The following is a 15,374-nucleotide window of genomic DNA, read 5'->3' as shown; positions in this document are numbered from 1 at the left end:
GTGGTGGAGCGAGGGGCGCATCGTAGTGTCCTCGGACCGCGGTTCGCAACACCCCGCGGCCGGCGGCTCAGAAAATCTGCCACCATTTCTTCGCCCCGAGCCGCCGGAACGATCGCACCACGGCCTCCGCGTCCTCCGCGAGCTCGTCCAAAGGCACGCACATCGCCGCGCCGAGCGCGATCATCACGACCTCGCCGTCGGGCTCGGTGAACCAGCGAAAGAGCGATTGTTGCCGCGACGCGCCCTTCGAATAGGCGTGATACGTCTCCGCATGGGAACGCCCGCGTTCGTCCGGGAGCGCGACCGCGCTCACGCGTACGGCCTCGGCGCCCGCGGGCACGGACGCGCGCGTGAGCTCCTCCGCGATCCGCGCGAGCTGTCGACCCTTGCGCGCGGGCAGGCGCGTCCCCGTCCGCGAGACCGTGAGGAGCTGAATGCCATCGGTCCCCGAGAACGAAACGCGGCTCCACGACGCGAGCTTCGGCGAAGGCGGATCCTTCTCGACGAGCCGATACCGAGGCGGCGGCGTGACGGCGAATCCGGCGGCCGTGAGCTCGACCTCGCCGGGGCGCGTCGCCGCGTCGGGATCGAGGATTTCGAGCGCGGCTTCTTCGAGCAGAAAACGCAATCCCTTTCGCGCCACGCTGAGCGGATGCCGCGGGAACGAGGCGTCGAGCGCGGGATCGTCGGAGGCGTGTTGATCGATGGCCCGCAAGAAGGCCGTGGGATCGGTGCCGGCGAGGGCGGCGGCCGCGCGATCGGCCACGGCCGCCTCGCGGACGCCGGTCAGCCGCGACGTGGGCGGCAGGACGCGGCATTCGAAGAGGCCCCGCGCGAGCGGCACGAGGAGGTGGCCCATCAACGTCTCGCGGCCCGGCTCGTACCAGAGGCGATGCACCACGCGGAGCGCGCGCGCGGCGCCGATCACGACCGGAGCGACCTCGACGACCGGCGACCAGGCCTTGTCGTCCGTGCGGGGTCGCGCCTTTGGATCCGCGGGCGGGGTCGAGCGGAAGCACGTTTCGAAGAGGTCCCGGGCGTGCCGCTCGACGTCGCGGCGGAGGAGCGCGTCGTGCGCGGGCAGGAGGTCGAGGCGGTGCGTGAACACCCCGAGCGAGAGGGAAAAGCCGCGGGCCTTGTCGACGAACAGGGCGGAGCGGTCGGTCTCCTCCGAGACCTCGAACCCCTGCGGCACGGCGAATCGAACGCCGCGCCGTCCGTGTTTCAGCTCCTCGACGAACCCCATGCGGGGGCAATGTACGTGATCCGATGCGTCCGCGCCTCGTTCGAGAGAGGAACCTCACGCGCCACGGCCCGACCGTGTCCAGCCCGGACGCGTCGCGCGGGCGTGACGTAGAGAAGAGGACGCGACGCCGACGCCCGCGACGGCGTTCCGTACGTTACGGAGAGGCTTCGCGGCGGCCGGTCCGTAGTTCCGCACACAGAGCACCGGCTTCACGGGGGTCGCGAAGGGGAGATGTGGGCTCTCCGTTTCTTCGAGGGGCCGGGCGCGCTTCCCTCAGCGGCAATCCGCAAACACCTCGCGCAGGAGCACCTCGCCGAGCTTTTCATGTCCCTTCGGCCCGAAATGCAGCCCGTCCTTGAAGGGCGCCGCATCTTCGGGGCAAAGCCGGTTCGGATTGCCGCACGAGAGCAACGCAAAAGCGTCGACCACGTGATCGACCTCGCCCGCGGCCTTGCGCGCCCGGATCCATTCGTTCACCTGCGCCGTGGCCGCCGCGCGCTTGTCGTTCCAGTATTTGGAAAAACCGCCCCAGGGCGCGACGGTCAAGGCGACGACCTGCATCTTGCGCCCCTTCGCGAGGGCATACATCCCCGCGAGGTCGTTCTGGATGAGCTTGGGCGTGCGGAAGGCCGTCTCGTCGCTGTAAAGGTCATTCACGCCGCCGAAGACGATGACGTGGGTGTACGCCGGTTTGTCCGAAGGCGGGGGCTCGCCGAGCACGTCGCGCGCGAAGCGGCGGTGCATCTGGTTCACCATCTGTCCGCCGATGCCGTAATTGTCGAATCGACTCTCGGGGCAATGCGCGTGGAGATAGTCGAGGAACTTGCCGCCGTGGGAGCGGGCATCCGTGAGGGAATCGCCCATCGCCGCGACAATGTAGGCGTGGCGAGAATCAGGAGGCGGCGCGGAAGCGGAAGCGGAAGCAGAAGCGGCCGCAGGCGCGCTCTCCGCGCTGGGCGATGTCTTCGGATTCGAGGCGCTCTCCGCGCAGCCGGAAAAACAAACGCACGCAGCGACGAACATCGAGGCGGAGCGGAGGCGACGCATGGAATCGCCTTCTATCACGGCCCCAGCGCCGTCGAGACGCGGCGCCTCGATCCGTCAACGAATCGACTCTGATCCACGCTCTTACCACCTGCCGTTGCGTCACCCGAGGGAGGTCAAAATCCTGCTAGCGTGGCCCGCCCGACTTGCTGTACCAAGGACGCTGGCACAGAGCCGCGGGGAGGCGAGGGACGAAGATGCGACCGATGACGTGGAGTTTTTCAATGAGGATTTCCCTCGCGCTCGCGCTGGGCGTCGCAGCCTGCGGCGGCGGGCAGCCGCCCCCGCCCCCGCCCCCGCCGCAGCCGCACGTCACGCCCCCGCCGCCCGTCGCGACCGCCCCCACGCCGCCCCCGCCCAAGGCCACGCCGTCCGCCACGGCCGCGAACCCCGAGCCGCCCCCCGGCAAGTACACGACCGAGATCGTCATCCACCAAGCGGAAATTCACGGCAAAGTCAAGCTGAAGGCCGGCAAGAAGCTGCTCATCGAGCCCCTCGTGGCGACGAGCCAAACCGTGCCGCAGAAGGGCAACAAGGCCGAGATCTTCCGCGTCATCGGCAAAAACGGCGCCGAGAGCGACTGGCTGCTCGTGGCCGAAGGCGAGGTCGGCGAGACCTGGGCCCAAGGCAAGAGCGTCGAAGTCACCGTGCTCGACGAGAAGGACGCCCCCATCAACGGCCAGAAGGCCTTCCATTTCGCCCCCGGGACGATGGTGCGATTGCGCTGGCAATGGTAATCCCGCCGCCCCGTCGGCTCGGTTGACGACCCCGCACGCGCCCCCCCATAATCCGCCCCCGCTTTCAACGTTCAGGGGCTCCGCCCGGCGCAAGCCGAGCAGAGCCCCCGAGCCCCCGACCCCTCGACGCCTGGGGCTACCAAGGAGATCACACGTGTCGCATCCCCCCCTCACCCACCTGTCCGAGGAAGAGACGCTCTTCCGCGACTCAGTGCTCGATTTCGCGAAGAAGCGCGTCGCGCCGCTCGTCAGCGAGATGGACGAGAAAGGCGCGCTCGATCCCGCGCTCCTGCCGTCCCTCTTCGAACTCGGCCTCATGGGCGTCGAGATCCCCGAGACCTACGGCGGCGCCGGGTCGAGCTTCTTCAACGCAATCCTCGCCGTCGAGGCGCTCGCCGTCGTCGACCCGAGCGTGAGCGTGCTCGTGGACGTGCAAAACACGCTCGTCGCAAACGCGCTCCTGCGCTGGTCGAACGACGCGCAGAAGGAGAAGTACCTGCCCCGCCTCTGCAAAGACTGGGTGGGCTCGTACGCGCTGAGCGAAGCCGGCAGCGGCTCCGACGCGTTCGCTCTCCAAGCCCGCGCGACGCAGAAGGACGGGCGCTGGGTGCTGAACGGTCGCAAGCTCTGGATCACGAACGCAAACGAGAGCTCGCTCTTCCTGGTCCTCGCAAACGTGGACCCGAGCAAGGGCTACCGCGGCATCACGGCCTTCCTCGTGGAGCGAAGCTTCCCGGGCTTCTCCGTGGGCAAGAAGGAAAACAAGCTCGGCATCCGCGCATCGAGCACGTGCGAGCTCGTCCTCGAAGACTGCGAGGTGCCCGCAGAGAACGTGCTCGGCGAGGTCGGCAAGGGCTACAAGATCGCGATCGAGACGCTGAACGAAGGGCGCATCGGCATCGGCGCGCAGATGATCGGCCTCGCGCAAGGCGCGTTCGACCAAGCGATGCGGTACATGATCGAGCGCAAGCAGTTCGGTCAGTCGATCGCAAGCTTCCAAGGGATGCAGTTCCAGTACGCCCGCGTCGCGACGGAGATCGAAGCCGCGCGGCTGATGGTCTACAACGCCGCGCGCCGCAAGGACGCCGGTCTGCCCTTCCTGAAGGAAGCCGCGATGGCAAAGCTGTTCTCGTCCGAGGTCGCCGAGCGGACGGCATCCCTCTGCGTGGAGTTCTTCGGCGGCGTGGGCTTTACGAAGGAGTACCCCGCCGAGAAGTTCTTCCGCGACGCGAAGATCGGGAAGATCTACGAAGGCACGTCGAACATGCAACTCGCCACGATCGCAAAGCTCCTGCAGAGCGAGTACGAGGTGAAGGGATGACCGTCTGCCCCCGCTGCGGCGCGCGAGCGACCTACGTGGGGGTCTTGACGGTGGAGTGCGCGACGCGGGGCTGCCCAAACTTCCGGGAGCCCCCGCCCGCTCCCCCCGCGGACACGCCCCCGTCGAAGGACCCCTCCACGACCGAGGCCCGCACCGACAAATCCCCCGAGGACGAGGAGCTGCTCGCCTCGATGCTCGAAGGCGGGTTTTTCTAGGGTGCGCCGCGCCGGGGTTTCACCCCGGGCCCCGACCAGGGGTTGTCCACCCCTGGACCCGGACCAGCGAGGCGCTGGACCCAGGACGATGAACTGCGCGATGCGCAGTTCATCGAACGGCCAGGGTCAAGACCTGCGACGGGCCTGCCCACGAAGGCCGCGGCGCTGCTGGTTCAACCGGCAGCGTACGCGTCGCCGGCTTGAAACCCACCTCCATGGTCTTGCCACCGGCCCGTTGGAAGAACTGCGCACCGCGCAGTTCTTCCACCTTCGGTCCAGGCCGTGCCTGGTCCGGGTCGAGGGGCGGACAGCCCCCGCGGGGTCCGGGGCAGCGCCCCGGCGCAGCGGCGGCCCCAGCTGCTAAGCCGAGAGCCGCTTGATCGGCGGCGAGAACCGCGACGTCACCCAGCGCGCGATCCGCGGGAACCAGAGCGCCACGCCATACGAACGCGGGTACACGACGCGCGCCTTCTTCCGCTCGACGGCGCGCACCACGAGCCGCGCGAGCCCGTCCGCTGTGCCTACCGGTGACAACCGCGCTGTGAGCGAGGGCTCGTACTTCTCGTAGCCCTTGCGCCCCATGTCCGTGTCGACCGGGCCCGGATACACCGTGACCACGTGCACGCCCGTGCCGCGCAGCTCGCCCCGCAGGCCCTCCGAGGCATTCGCCAGCGCGCCCTTGGAGGCATTGTAATAATACATGCCCGGCATGGGCGTGATCGCCGCCATGGAGGCGATGTCGACGATCGCGCCGCTGCGCCGCGCGAGCATGCCCGGCAGCACGGCGCGCGTGAGGCGCAGCGGCGTGAGCACGTTCAAGCGCAGGAGCATCTCGCCCGCGTCGACCCCGGCGAGCTCGGTCGGCTCGACGTTCTGCACGCCCGCGTTGTTCACGAGCACGTCGATGGGACCGAGCTCCTTCTCGGCGGGCGCGATCCAGTCGGTCGCGCACTCTGGGCGCGAGAGGTCGGCCTGGTGGAGGAAGGCCCGGCCCGAGAGCTCCCGTGCGATGGCGTCGAGCCGCTCCTTGCGCCGAGCGACGAGCGAGACGACCGCGCCCTTCGCGGCGAACGCGCGCGCCAAGGCCTCCCCGATGCCAACGGACGCACCCGTGATCGCGACGTGCATGGCCGAGGCCTTACTACGAGTGTGCTTCAGATGCACGCTAGGCCATGATCGTGACCATCCGGAAGATCGGCGCCGCGAGCGCCTCGTCCCCGTGCACCATGGCTTGCGCGCGTGCCTTCTCCGGGTCGAGACCCTTCGTCCAGAGCCGCCATGCGCTGTCCGCGTCGAGCTCCACCGTCGTTTGCGCAGGCGTCTCCCGTGCGGCCACGAGCTCCCACCGATCCGCCGCGCGCGCGAGGTGCCACGTCCCGCCCGCCTCGCCCGTGATCACGAGATCGACCCCTGCGCCGTCCGCGGCCGGGACATTGCGATAGGCGTGCGGGGCGCCTCGCAGGAAGGCGTCGATCACCGGGTGCATGTAGCGCCGCTCCTTCAGGCCCGGCCGGCCCACGGCGTCGCGGATCTGCTGCTGGTGGTGCCACTTCTCCGTGTACTCGCGCGCCACGTCGAACCAGTTCTGCGACCACTCCTCGCCCGCCCACGCCACGCTGAAGATCGCCGGTCCCTCCGGATCGAGCCCGTCGAAGAGCACGGCGACCTCCTCGTCGGCGCGGCGGAGGAGATCCATGAGCACGCGCGGCGAAAGCCTCCGCGCGGCCAGCATCCACTCGGTGTTGAGGCGCTGGATGAACTCGACCATCGCCTCGAACGAGCGGATCTCGGGCGCCGGGATGAACTGCCCATCCCGCTGGAACGAGAGCCGCCGGAACGAGCCGTCGAGCAGGTGCGCCGCCAGGTCCTTCACGTCCCGCGTCGCGTGCACCGTCGGCTTGCTCCAGTCGTCTGGGCCGAGCGAGCCGAGCAGCTCGTGCAGGGCCGCGGAGACGTCACGGAAGAGGTGCTTGGTGGCGATGGGGGGCAGAGGCGTCACGGACGCGACTCTACCCCGCTCGTCGGGGGAAAACTATTGCCGGCAGCAGCGGAAGCCGATGTTCGGCAGGAGCGTCCCCTCGGCCGCGCGGGCCGGGAGCTCCATCGTGCAGGCGAGGCCGAGCTGCGGAGAAAGGTACGAACCGCCGTGAAGCTGGAAGATCCGGTTCGGCGCGGCCGCGGCGTTCGTCTGCGTGCGCGTCCATTCCGTCACGTTGCCCGAGAGATCCCGCGGACCCGCGCCCGAGACGCACGCGGCGAGGCTGCCCGTCGCGGCGGCCCCGCCCATGGCCGCGGGGTTGTCCACGCCGAGGCAGGCCATGCCGTCGTACGTCGCGCCGTACGGATACAACATGCTCGCGGGACCGCGGCAGGCCGCTTCGAGCTCGCCGGCGGAGCAGAGCCGGAAGCCCGGCCCACGCGCCGCGCATGCGGCCGCGGCCTCGGTGTAGGAGCCGCCGGTCCAGGGCAAGACCGAGCCTTTGCTGCAGGCCACGGTTTCCAGGATGCCGGCCGCCTGCATGCTCGCGTCGGGCCGCGAGGCCTCGTAACGGTCCACGAAGGCGGGCGGGTTCGAGCCGGGAATGGGATCCATGTCGAACGCGGAAGGATCGAACTCCTCGTCGATGAACCCGTCGCAATCGTCATCGGCGCCGTTGCATGACTCGGCCGTCGGCGGGAGCGCGTCGGGCAGCACCGAGAGATCACAGGTCGTCGTGGCCGGGTTCGTCGGGTCGCAGACGACCACGCCGACATCGGCGCACTTGCCGAGGCCGCCGTCGTCGCAGGCCGAGCCGAGCTCCTGGAACCACTCGTCCACGCTGCCGTCGCAGTTGCCGTCGACGCCGTCGCAGCGGGTCTCGGTGATCCGCACGAAGCCGGAGACGACCTCGACCTCGGGCGGATACACGCACGACCAGCCCGACGAGCCGTTGCAGACGACCATCGTCCCCTCGCAGGGCGTCCCGGCCGTCACGGTGCAGAGGTTCGAGGGCGGGACGAGATCGGGGTCGGCCGAGTCGACCTTGCCGTCGCAATCGTCGTCGATGCCGTTGCATTGCTCGGGGCCGAGGACCGGCACCGGGCAGGCGTACTCGCAGCCGTTCTTCGGATCCCCGTCGACGTCGTAGGCGCCGGCCACGCACGTGTCGACGACGCAGACCCCCTGCTCGCAGCGCGGGAAGGCGCTCGGCAGGAGGCATTTGTTGTCGCACGCGCCGCAGTTGTCGACGTCGTTCAAGAGGTCGGCATCGCAGGGCGGGCCGCCGCCCACCTGCGAAAACCCGCCGAACCCGATGCCCCCCTCGCCGCCCTCGCCGCCCACGCCGCCCATGCCGCCGGAGGCGCCGCTGCCGGAGGGCTCCGCGCCGCACGAGAAGCAAAACGCGTCGTCGACGCAGCCGCTCCCGAGCAGGACGGCGAACATCGCCGGCACCAAGGCAAGGGCCACCCCGAGCCGCTTCGTTCGTCCCGTGTTCATGCCGCCTCCTTGCGCGACGCGCGCGCGCCGCGGCGACGACCGAGACCCAGCGCCGCGAGGGCGACGAGCCCCGCGAAAACGCCCGCGTTCTGCCGCTCGTCGGCCGCGATGCCGCACGTGCAGCCGCCGCCGCCCGTGGCCAATCCATACGCGTCGTCGTTCGACGCGCCCGCGCTGCCCGAGCTGCTCGTGGGATCCCCGCCGAGGCCGCCCGAGCCGCCGCTGCCGCCCGACCCGCCGTCGCCGCCCTCGCCGCCCATGCCGCCGTCGGGCGCGTTATAACAGACGCCGGCCATGCAGACCTGGCCCGGGCCGCAGTTCACCTGGTCGCACGTCACCTTGAGGCAATAACCGTCGTCGTTGCACGAAAGGCCCGGCGGGCACGGGAATTCGCCGCCCGTGCAGGGGATCGCGCATTGCGCCTCGATGCATTTGCTGTCGCCGGGGCACGGCGCCATGTTGTCACCCACGCCGTCGCAGTCCTCGTCGAGCCCATTGCAGAGCTCCTCCTTCGGTCCCACGAAGCCCACGCACACGGGCATCGCGTTGATGCAGAGCACCGTGCCGAGCTGGCAGGGGCTCTGATCGTTCGGCGCCGTGAGCTCGCCGCAGGGCACGCCGAAGACCATCGGCTGGTTCATCGAGACGTCCGGCTCCTCGTCGATGTTGAAATCGCAGTCGTTGTCGACGCCGTCGCAGATCTCCGGCGAAGGGATGCAGTTCGGGCAATCGAGCGGCAGGCCCGCGGCGTCCTCGTCGACGAGGCCGTCACAATCGTCGTCCATGCTGTTGCAGACCTCGGTCATCGGGGAAGCGCCCGGATCCGTGATGCCGCACTCGGTGCCCGAGCCGTCGGCCTTGCAAACGTACGTGCCGACGCCGAGGCAAGCGCCGATCTCGCCGTCCGTGCAGGGCTGCCCCTTCTCGGGGAAGTCCTCGTCGATGAGGTTGTCGCAATCGTCGTCGAGGCCGTTGCAGAGCTCGAACTTCTGGTTCTGCCCGATGATCTGCGCGAGGGCGTTCGCGAGCTCGCTCTTCGACGACACGAAAAACGCCTGCCCCGTGCCGCCGGCGGCCGCGATCTGGTTGAGCTGCGTTTGCTCGCTCGCGAGCACGGAGAAGCCGATCACGTAGGTCGGGATGGGCTTGCCGTTGATGCCGGCGAGCAGCGCCGCCGCGGCCGCCTGGGGGTTGCCCTGGCAGCTCTCGGCGCCGTCCGTGAGCAGAATCGCGGCGTACGAGCGGCACGCCGCGGCGCTGTCGCAGGTGACGACGGGCTTGAGGTAATCGTGCGTCGCCTGGAGCGCGCCGGCGAGCGGCGTCGGACCCGAGCCGCGCACCTCGCAGTTGCCCATGGCGCAGTGGTTGCCCTCCAGCGTGCTCGCGTCGAACATCGCGTCGGCGTCCTCGACGCCGTCGAGCCACCGCAAATACCGGTTGACGGGCTGGTTGAACCCGACGAGGAACTGCGCGCCGCGCCGCGGAGGCCCGCAGGACCCGGCGTAGTTGATGCAATCCGAGGTCGGCGTCATCTCCATCGCCTCTTGCGGCCAGCCGATCGGGATGTTCCCCGTGAACGTCGCGTTGTTCGGGTACCCCGCGCCCGGATAGAGCTGCGAGAGGACACACTGGTTGTCCGGGTACACCGAGGGGTACGGCGGCGGGAGGTTGTCCGAGGGATCGTCGTACGAGCAGCAGCTCTGCGCGCACTCGAAGTTCGCCGCGGACTGGCAGCTCCGGTTGACGCCGACGTCCTGGTAATACCGGGCGAGCGCGTAATCGCTCTCCGGGAAGGCGCTGAGCACCTGCGTGAGCGCCTGCTTCGCGATGAACAGGCGCGCGTTGTTGCCGGCCAGCGCGTCGGGATCACTGCCGGTGTCGACGCCCGGGTGCGCCGCCGAGCCGTCGCCGAACGTGGGGTTGCCCGCGAGGTCGTTCAGCATCGAGCCCGACGTGTCGAGCACGAGCGCGAAGCGCGGGCGCGCATCCGACGCCGGCACGAGGCACTGCGCCGGATCGTAGTTGCAGATCTGCGGGACGCCGTTCAAGCACGCCGGGATCATCGACCCGTCCGGGCAGGGGATCACGCCGAGGTCCTCGTCGACCATGCCGTCGAAATCGTTGTCCCAGCCGTCGCAGATCTCGCCGACGTAGGCGCTGTCGATCTGCAGCTCGCCCGCGCCGCCGCCCGCCTCGCCGGCGCAGATCGGGCAGATGCCGCCGTTCGCGCCGCGCACGTCGAAGATCGCCTGCGGGTGGATGGTGCCGACGCGCGACTGCACGTTGATGATGCCGCCGCCGCCGCCGCCCGCGCAATCGTCGCAGGTGCCGTTGTTCTGCGTGGCGCGGCACTCGACCTCGTTGTCCATCGGGTCGAGGGGCGTGCACTGGTTCGACGCGTTCGCGCAGACCATGCCGAGCTGGCCGCCGAGGTTCTTGCACGTCTGCCCGAGCAAGGTGTTGCATTGCGCGTTCGAGGTGCACGGCGTGCAGTTGCAGGGGCCGCAGCGGCCCGCCTGGCAGGTTTGTCCGGTCTCGCAGTCGCCGTTCGCCGTGCAAGGCAGGCATTTCGGCTGCGAGTCGCCGCCGCGGCCGCCGTGCGCGCTGATGCGCGCGGAGCTCTGCACGTTCACGTGATCGCCGATGATCAGGATCGACCCGCCCGCGCCGCCGCCCGCCGAGTCGTTGCCCACGGCGCAGCCGCGGTGCCCATCGGAGCTGACGCCGCCGGCGATGTCGATCTTGCCATCCTGGGCCGCCGTCGCGGCGAAGAGCACGATACGACCGCCGCCGCGCCCCGCGCGGAGCCCCGCCTCGTAGCCGTCGCGACACCCCTTGTCGCCGCCGGCCGCGCCGAACTCGACCTCGTAGATGCTGTGCCGATACGGCTGGCCCGCGACCGTGGGAAACCCGTCGCCCGCGCCGTTCGCGCTGTTCGTCGTGCCGTAACAGACGGCCTTGTTCGGATCGTTCGCCGCGACGCAGGCGTTGCCGGCCGCATTGAGGTTTCCGCAGTCCTCCTCCCACTCCTGCGGGAACTCGCACGCGGTCGCCGATCCCATGATCTGGCAGTCCTTCGTGCCGCGCCCGCCCTGCCCGAAATGCGCGCCGCCGCCGCCGGAGTCGAGCACCGAGCAGCCGCCGCGCCCGCCGGAGAGCGGGAACGTCGCGGGCCCCTCGCCGTCGTTGCACAAGAGGCCTCGGTAGCCCGCGCCCTTCGCGAGGATCCGCGACGTCGCGTCGATGGTGATCTGGTTGGCCTTGAGGACGAGGTTGCCCGTGTTGGTTTTGTTCGTTCCGTCGTAGGGCGCGACGCAGACGAGGGCGCCGTTGGTCAACGACACCACGCCGAACGTTTTTTCGCCGCCGTAACGACAGGCGTTGTTCTGCGCGGCGGTCGCGTTGACCTGGCAGAGTCGATCCACGGGCGTTCCGCCGTCGGGGCACACCGCGGGCCCGGCAGCGCTGCCGTTGAGGATCAGGTCCGCGGCGAGAGCACGCGGGCCGAGGAGGAGGAGGACGGCGAGCGCAGCGAAGGCGCACGCGAAAGCGCGAAAGCGTAACATGCCAACAGAGCAATCTAGAGAAACGACGTCCCCTTGTCCATGGTGGAAGGGCCGCGTGATCGCGTCGCGACAGTGACGTCCTTCGCTTCGCGGCGTACCATCGTCGAAGGACAGCCGGAGGATCTTCGATGCACCTTTCTTCCTTTCGACCCACGCGATTTCTCATGGCGAACGCCGCCCTCGCCCTGGCCCTGCTCGCCTGCGGGACCGAAGTCACGAACACGACCCACGGAAGCGGGGGCGGGACCAGCAGCGGAACCGGCAGCGGGGGCGCAGGCGGCAGCGGCGGCGAAGGCGGCAGCGGCGGCGAAGGCGGCGAAGGCGGCGAAGGCGGCGCCGGGGGCAGCGGCGGCGCGGGCGGAGGAGGAGACGGCTACTCCGCGTCGAACCTCTTCACGCACGTCCCGCGGTTCATCATCTTCAAGGCCGACCCTACGCGAAACGTCTGCTTCCGCCTCTTCGTCGAGATGGGCACGACCCCGACCCTCGCGATCGAGACCACGCCGCCCTGGATCGTCTCGCTCGCGGACGTGACGAACCAGGCGAGCGACTGCGCGACGCCGGGAGGTTTTCCCCCGCAACCGATGAACGCCGCGCCGGCCGTCTCCGGCGCCGGAACGTTGGTGGTCGAAGGGACGTTCCCCTGCTCGATCTCGCTCCACGGCACGCTCTCGTTCGAAGCGCCAGACCCGTGGGTCCCGACGAGCGAGCCCTTCGACGTCGATGCGCTCCCGGTCGAAGGCGGCTGCTAAACCTACATCTCAACACAACGTAAGTTCACCCGTTTGCCTCGTCGACGAGACCCCGGACGGGGTCCGACATGGGCGCGGGTCTCGTCGGCGAGACCCCGGAGCTAGTCCGATTAGGGCGCGGGCCTCGTCGGCGAGACCCCGGACAGGGTCCGACATGGGCGCGGGTCTCGCGCGCGAGGCAAGCGGCGGGGTCCGATCAGGGCGCGGGCCTCGTCGGCGAGACCCGGAGGGGGTCCGACATGGGCGCGGGCCTCGCGCGCGAGGCAGGCGGGCGCGTACACTCCCCGGCCCGAGGCGACGAACGAACGTGACGACTCCGGCAGAACCCCAGGAAGCCCGCGTGGTGGGCCTGAACCCCGTAGACTTCGTGCTCGCGCTGGTCGTCGCCTCGCTCGCGACGGCCCTCGTGCTGCTCGACAGGCTCGTGCTCCCGGCCTTCGCAAAGATGTACGACGAGTTCGGCAGCAACGCAGTCTTGCCGCTCGTGACGCGCGCCGTGCTCGCCCACGTGACCCCGCTCGGCGGGGCCGCGGGAGCGATCGGGCTCGCCGTGGCGGGAATGTTTGTGCGCAAACGAGGCGGAGGCAGGCTCGCAGTGGGGCTCCTCTGCGGCGGGATCACGCTCGCCCTCGGCGCGGTCGGGCTCTCGTTCTACGGGCTCTACGCGCCGGTGTTCGATCTCGCCGGCAAAGTTCAACCCTAGCTCAACGCCGCCGCTTGCGGCGCGGGCGCACTTCCTCAGGCTCAGGCTCGGGCTGCTCGCCGATCTGCTTGTTGTACCGGCGCGCGGCGTTGGCCGCCTTTTGCGGGTCGTCGATCGGGTGCTCGCGCTTCGTCCGCGCATAGCCGGCCCACGCCACGCCGCCGCCCACGAGGCCCATGAGGATGCCACCCGTCGCCGCCGCCGTCGTCCACGTCGGGCGCGACGCGATGCCGTACTCGTCCTTCGTCGAGAGCGAGGAGCCGAGGATGATCCCCGCGAGCATGGCCGCGCCGCCAGCGATCGCGAGCCCGATGCCAACACGGTTCATGGTCACGCCGGTGGAGCGGTAGTCGGCGATCTGCGCCGCCGCATCCGCGTCCCCCGCGATGCTGTAAAAGTCCTGATCGTCGATGTTCATTTCGCCCTGGAAGACCTGCCAGCGCGTGACGTCGTACGAGCCGACCTGGTTCTCGTAGAGCGACGAGGTCCCGACGAGCCGGCCGGACGAGTCACGGTGCTGCACCTCGCCGACCTTCGCCTGCGTGACGTACGTGTGCGTCTCGGTGCGGACCTCGACGTTGAGCGGCTCCCCCGTGGACTCGGTGCCCGTCTTGGGCAGGTGCGCGCAGCCCCAAGATCCCATGGCCAGGACCATCACGACGGGAACCGCGCTCCAACCCTTGTTACGACGACTCATGGACCCTCCGACTTTCCGGGAGGAGACAGCAGCGACGTAAAGCTGTCAACGGGTCCGCGAGGAATGGCCTCAGGCCCCCGCGAGCATCGCGCGGAGCGTCTCGTCGAGGTAGCGCACCGCGAGCCCCACCGTCCGCCGCTGGCTCTCCGGGCTCGGGCCAAGCACGGGCGCGACCTCCATTACGTCCCCCGCGACGATCCCCACCTCGCGGCCGAGCCGCCGGATCAGCTCGACCACGAAATCCGGCTCGAGCCCAAAAGGCTCAGGCGTCCCCGTCGCATCGGCGAACCGCTCGTCGGTGCCGTCGATGTCATTCGAGAAATAAACGCCCGTGACGCCATGCGATTTGAGGTGCGCGAGGAGCGCATCGAGCGTAGCCTCGGGTTTGGCGAGGCACTCGTCCGCCCAGAATTGCCGCACGCCGAGGCCCTGCTCCCAGTGGCCACGCTCGTGCCGCGAGGCCCGCGTGCCGACCTGCACGAGCCGTCCATCCCGGCCAAAGAGCTCATTCGCGTGGTACGACCAGGTCGCGAAGCACATCCGAATCCCGAGGCGCTCGGGCAAGAGATCGGTATGCGCATCCGGCTGGACGATGCCCCAGCGCTCCTTCGCCGGCGGACGAACACGCGCAAGCGCAGCAGCGACAGGCCAGGCCGTCGAATGATCCCCGCCGATGACGAAGGGCTTCACAGCGGGGTTCATCTGAAAGACGAGATCGAGCGCACGCTCGGCAATCGAGAGCGGCGAGACAGGCAAGCGCTCGGCCACAGCCGCAGGGACATTCGGGTAAAGCGCCTTCCGCGAGGCAGCCTTCTGCGCCTCGCTCAGCATGTCGTCCGAGAGGAGCTGAGGGACGACAAAAACGTCGCCGATGTCGACGACGCCGCGTTCCGCCGCACGCAACGGAAAATCAGGCTGCTCTTCGAGCAAGCGCGCCCGTATCGCCTGAGGGCCGAGGTTCGCCCCACGCCGAAACCCCGCGCCAACATCCGAGGGCACGCCGAGCACGACGACCCGCGCCGTCGGAATCCGCGCGAGCGCTTCGAGGTGTTTTGCCTGCACAGCCTCGTCGCTCGCGACCTGGTAGAGCGCACGTTGCAAGGCGAGCTGTTCGGCACGCCCGGTGGAAACCAGGTGGAGCCCGCCTCCCGCGGGCCGAAGGAGAATGGCGAGCTCTTCGATCGGCGTCATGGCGGGGCCTAGCGTAGGCCAGAAGGCCCCCGCGCGCACTTGGGTCTCGCCGCCGGGGCGCTGCCCCGGACCCCGCGGGGGGCTGTCCGCCCCCTCGACCCCGGACCAGGCACGGCCCTGAGCACTGGTCTCATCTTACGAGCCCATTCTCCCTGAGGACGCGCAGCATCTCTGCTGCGGGAGCTAGGCGTTCCAGGCCGCGACTGATGGTGACGGAGCCGGGGGGACCTCCCGAAGACTTGCCTGTGTAGCCGCCGAGCTCGGCGATCCACTGCACGGCGAGCGCGAGCGGCGGGATCCCATCGGGGATCTGCTCGTTCTTCTTCTTTCGTTTCCGCTTGAGCAGCACCAAGGCCTCGACCTCGTGTGTCGCGAGTTCTGCGGTCGCTGGCAGGTCCGGTTGGGTGCGCGCGAGGTGCTTGAG

The 15,374-nt window shown here is 69.6% G+C and carries 13 protein-coding genes and 1 pseudogene; 5 read left to right on the top strand and 9 right to left on the bottom strand.

Annotated features, from left to right (window positions below; all coding sequences use genetic code 11):
• Positions 1-67: 67 nt before the first annotated feature.
• Both E8A74_RS39860 and E8A74_RS39855 read right to left on the bottom strand, forming a co-directional pair.
• The gene (locus E8A74_RS39860; protein ID WP_136934353.1) at positions 68-1,246 is read right to left on the bottom strand and encodes a hypothetical protein; all 1,179 of its coding nucleotides are present in this window, start codon (positions 1,244-1,246) and stop codon (positions 68-70) included.
• A 273-nt stretch (positions 1,247-1,519) separates the two neighbouring features.
• Positions 1,520-2,110 carry a GDSL-type esterase/lipase family protein gene (locus E8A74_RS39855; RefSeq protein WP_170229722.1) on the bottom strand — a complete coding sequence of 197 codons (591 nt, stop codon included), beginning with the start codon at positions 2,108-2,110 and terminating at the stop codon, positions 1,520-1,522.
• Positions 2,111-2,514: 404 nt separating this feature from the next.
• On the opposite strand from E8A74_RS39855, the gene E8A74_RS54310 reads away from it, so the two are divergent.
• From E8A74_RS54310 to E8A74_RS39840, 3 genes are all read left to right on the top strand, one after another.
• Positions 2,515-3,027 carry a hypothetical protein gene (locus E8A74_RS54310; protein ID WP_136934351.1) on the top strand — a complete coding sequence of 171 codons (513 nt, stop codon included), beginning with the start codon at positions 2,515-2,517 and terminating at the stop codon, positions 3,025-3,027.
• A gap of 154 nt (positions 3,028-3,181) precedes the next feature.
• Positions 3,182-4,348, top strand: coding sequence for an acyl-CoA dehydrogenase (locus E8A74_RS39845; protein ID WP_136934350.1), 1,167 nt, complete (start codon positions 3,182-3,184; stop codon positions 4,346-4,348).
• Positions 4,345-4,563 carry a hypothetical protein gene (locus E8A74_RS39840; RefSeq protein WP_136934349.1) on the top strand — a complete coding sequence of 73 codons (219 nt, stop codon included), beginning with the start codon at positions 4,345-4,347 and terminating at the stop codon, positions 4,561-4,563. The genes E8A74_RS39845 and E8A74_RS39840 overlap by 4 nt, the downstream gene beginning before the upstream one ends.
• A gap of 360 nt (positions 4,564-4,923) precedes the next feature.
• Here the strand turns inward: E8A74_RS39840 and E8A74_RS39835 are convergent, their stop codons facing one another.
• Genes E8A74_RS39835 through E8A74_RS39820 form a run of 4 tightly spaced genes read right to left on the bottom strand, consistent with a single transcriptional unit; the run spans position 4,924 to position 11,607 of the window.
• Complete coding sequence (locus E8A74_RS39835; protein ID WP_136934348.1) at positions 4,924-5,691, bottom strand: SDR family NAD(P)-dependent oxidoreductase; 768 nt, start codon at positions 5,689-5,691, stop codon at positions 4,924-4,926.
• A 37-nt stretch (positions 5,692-5,728) separates the two neighbouring features.
• Positions 5,729-6,562, bottom strand: coding sequence for a maleylpyruvate isomerase N-terminal domain-containing protein (locus E8A74_RS39830; RefSeq protein ID WP_136934347.1), 834 nt, complete (start codon positions 6,560-6,562; stop codon positions 5,729-5,731).
• Positions 6,563-6,595: 33 nt separating this feature from the next.
• The gene (locus E8A74_RS39825; protein ID WP_136934346.1) at positions 6,596-8,041 is read right to left on the bottom strand and encodes a MopE-related protein; all 1,446 of its coding nucleotides are present in this window, start codon (positions 8,039-8,041) and stop codon (positions 6,596-6,598) included.
• Positions 8,038-11,607 (bottom strand): MopE-related protein, encoded by a 3,570-nt coding sequence (locus tag E8A74_RS39820; protein WP_136934345.1) that lies wholly within the window; start codon positions 11,605-11,607, stop codon positions 8,038-8,040. Before E8A74_RS39820 ends, E8A74_RS39825 begins: the two co-directional genes overlap by 4 nt.
• 128 nt (positions 11,608-11,735) lie before the next feature.
• On the opposite strand from E8A74_RS39820, the gene E8A74_RS54305 reads away from it, so the two are divergent.
• The gene (locus tag E8A74_RS54305; protein ID WP_211365562.1) at positions 11,736-12,359 is read left to right on the top strand and encodes a hypothetical protein; all 624 of its coding nucleotides are present in this window, start codon (positions 11,736-11,738) and stop codon (positions 12,357-12,359) included.
• Between the two features lie 307 nt (positions 12,360-12,666).
• Entirely contained in the window at positions 12,667-13,062 is a 396-nt protein-coding gene (locus E8A74_RS39810) for a hypothetical protein (protein ID WP_136934344.1), read from the top strand.
• A gap of 1 nt (position 13,063) precedes the next feature.
• Here E8A74_RS39810 and E8A74_RS39805 read toward each other — a convergent pair whose 3' ends face one another.
• The 3 genes and pseudogenes from E8A74_RS39805 to E8A74_RS39795 all read right to left on the bottom strand — a co-directional run.
• Positions 13,064-13,759: a sodium/glutamate symporter family protein gene (locus E8A74_RS39805; RefSeq protein ID WP_136934343.1), complete on the bottom strand. Its 696-nt coding sequence runs from the start codon at positions 13,757-13,759 to the stop codon at positions 13,064-13,066.
• Positions 13,760-13,828: 69 nt separating this feature from the next.
• Positions 13,829-14,950, bottom strand: a complete 1,122-nt coding sequence (locus tag E8A74_RS39800; protein WP_136934342.1) for an arginase family protein — start codon at positions 14,948-14,950, stop codon at positions 13,829-13,831.
• A 130-nt stretch (positions 14,951-15,080) separates the two neighbouring features.
• Positions 15,081-15,374, bottom strand: a pseudogene (locus tag E8A74_RS39795) (hypothetical protein); the annotation flags it as partial.

This window comes from Polyangium fumosum (genome assembly GCF_005144585.1).
Lineage (GTDB): Bacteria > Myxococcota_A > Polyangia > Polyangiales > Polyangiaceae > Polyangium > Polyangium fumosum.
This window is presented reverse-complemented; position numbering and strand designations above follow the sequence as displayed.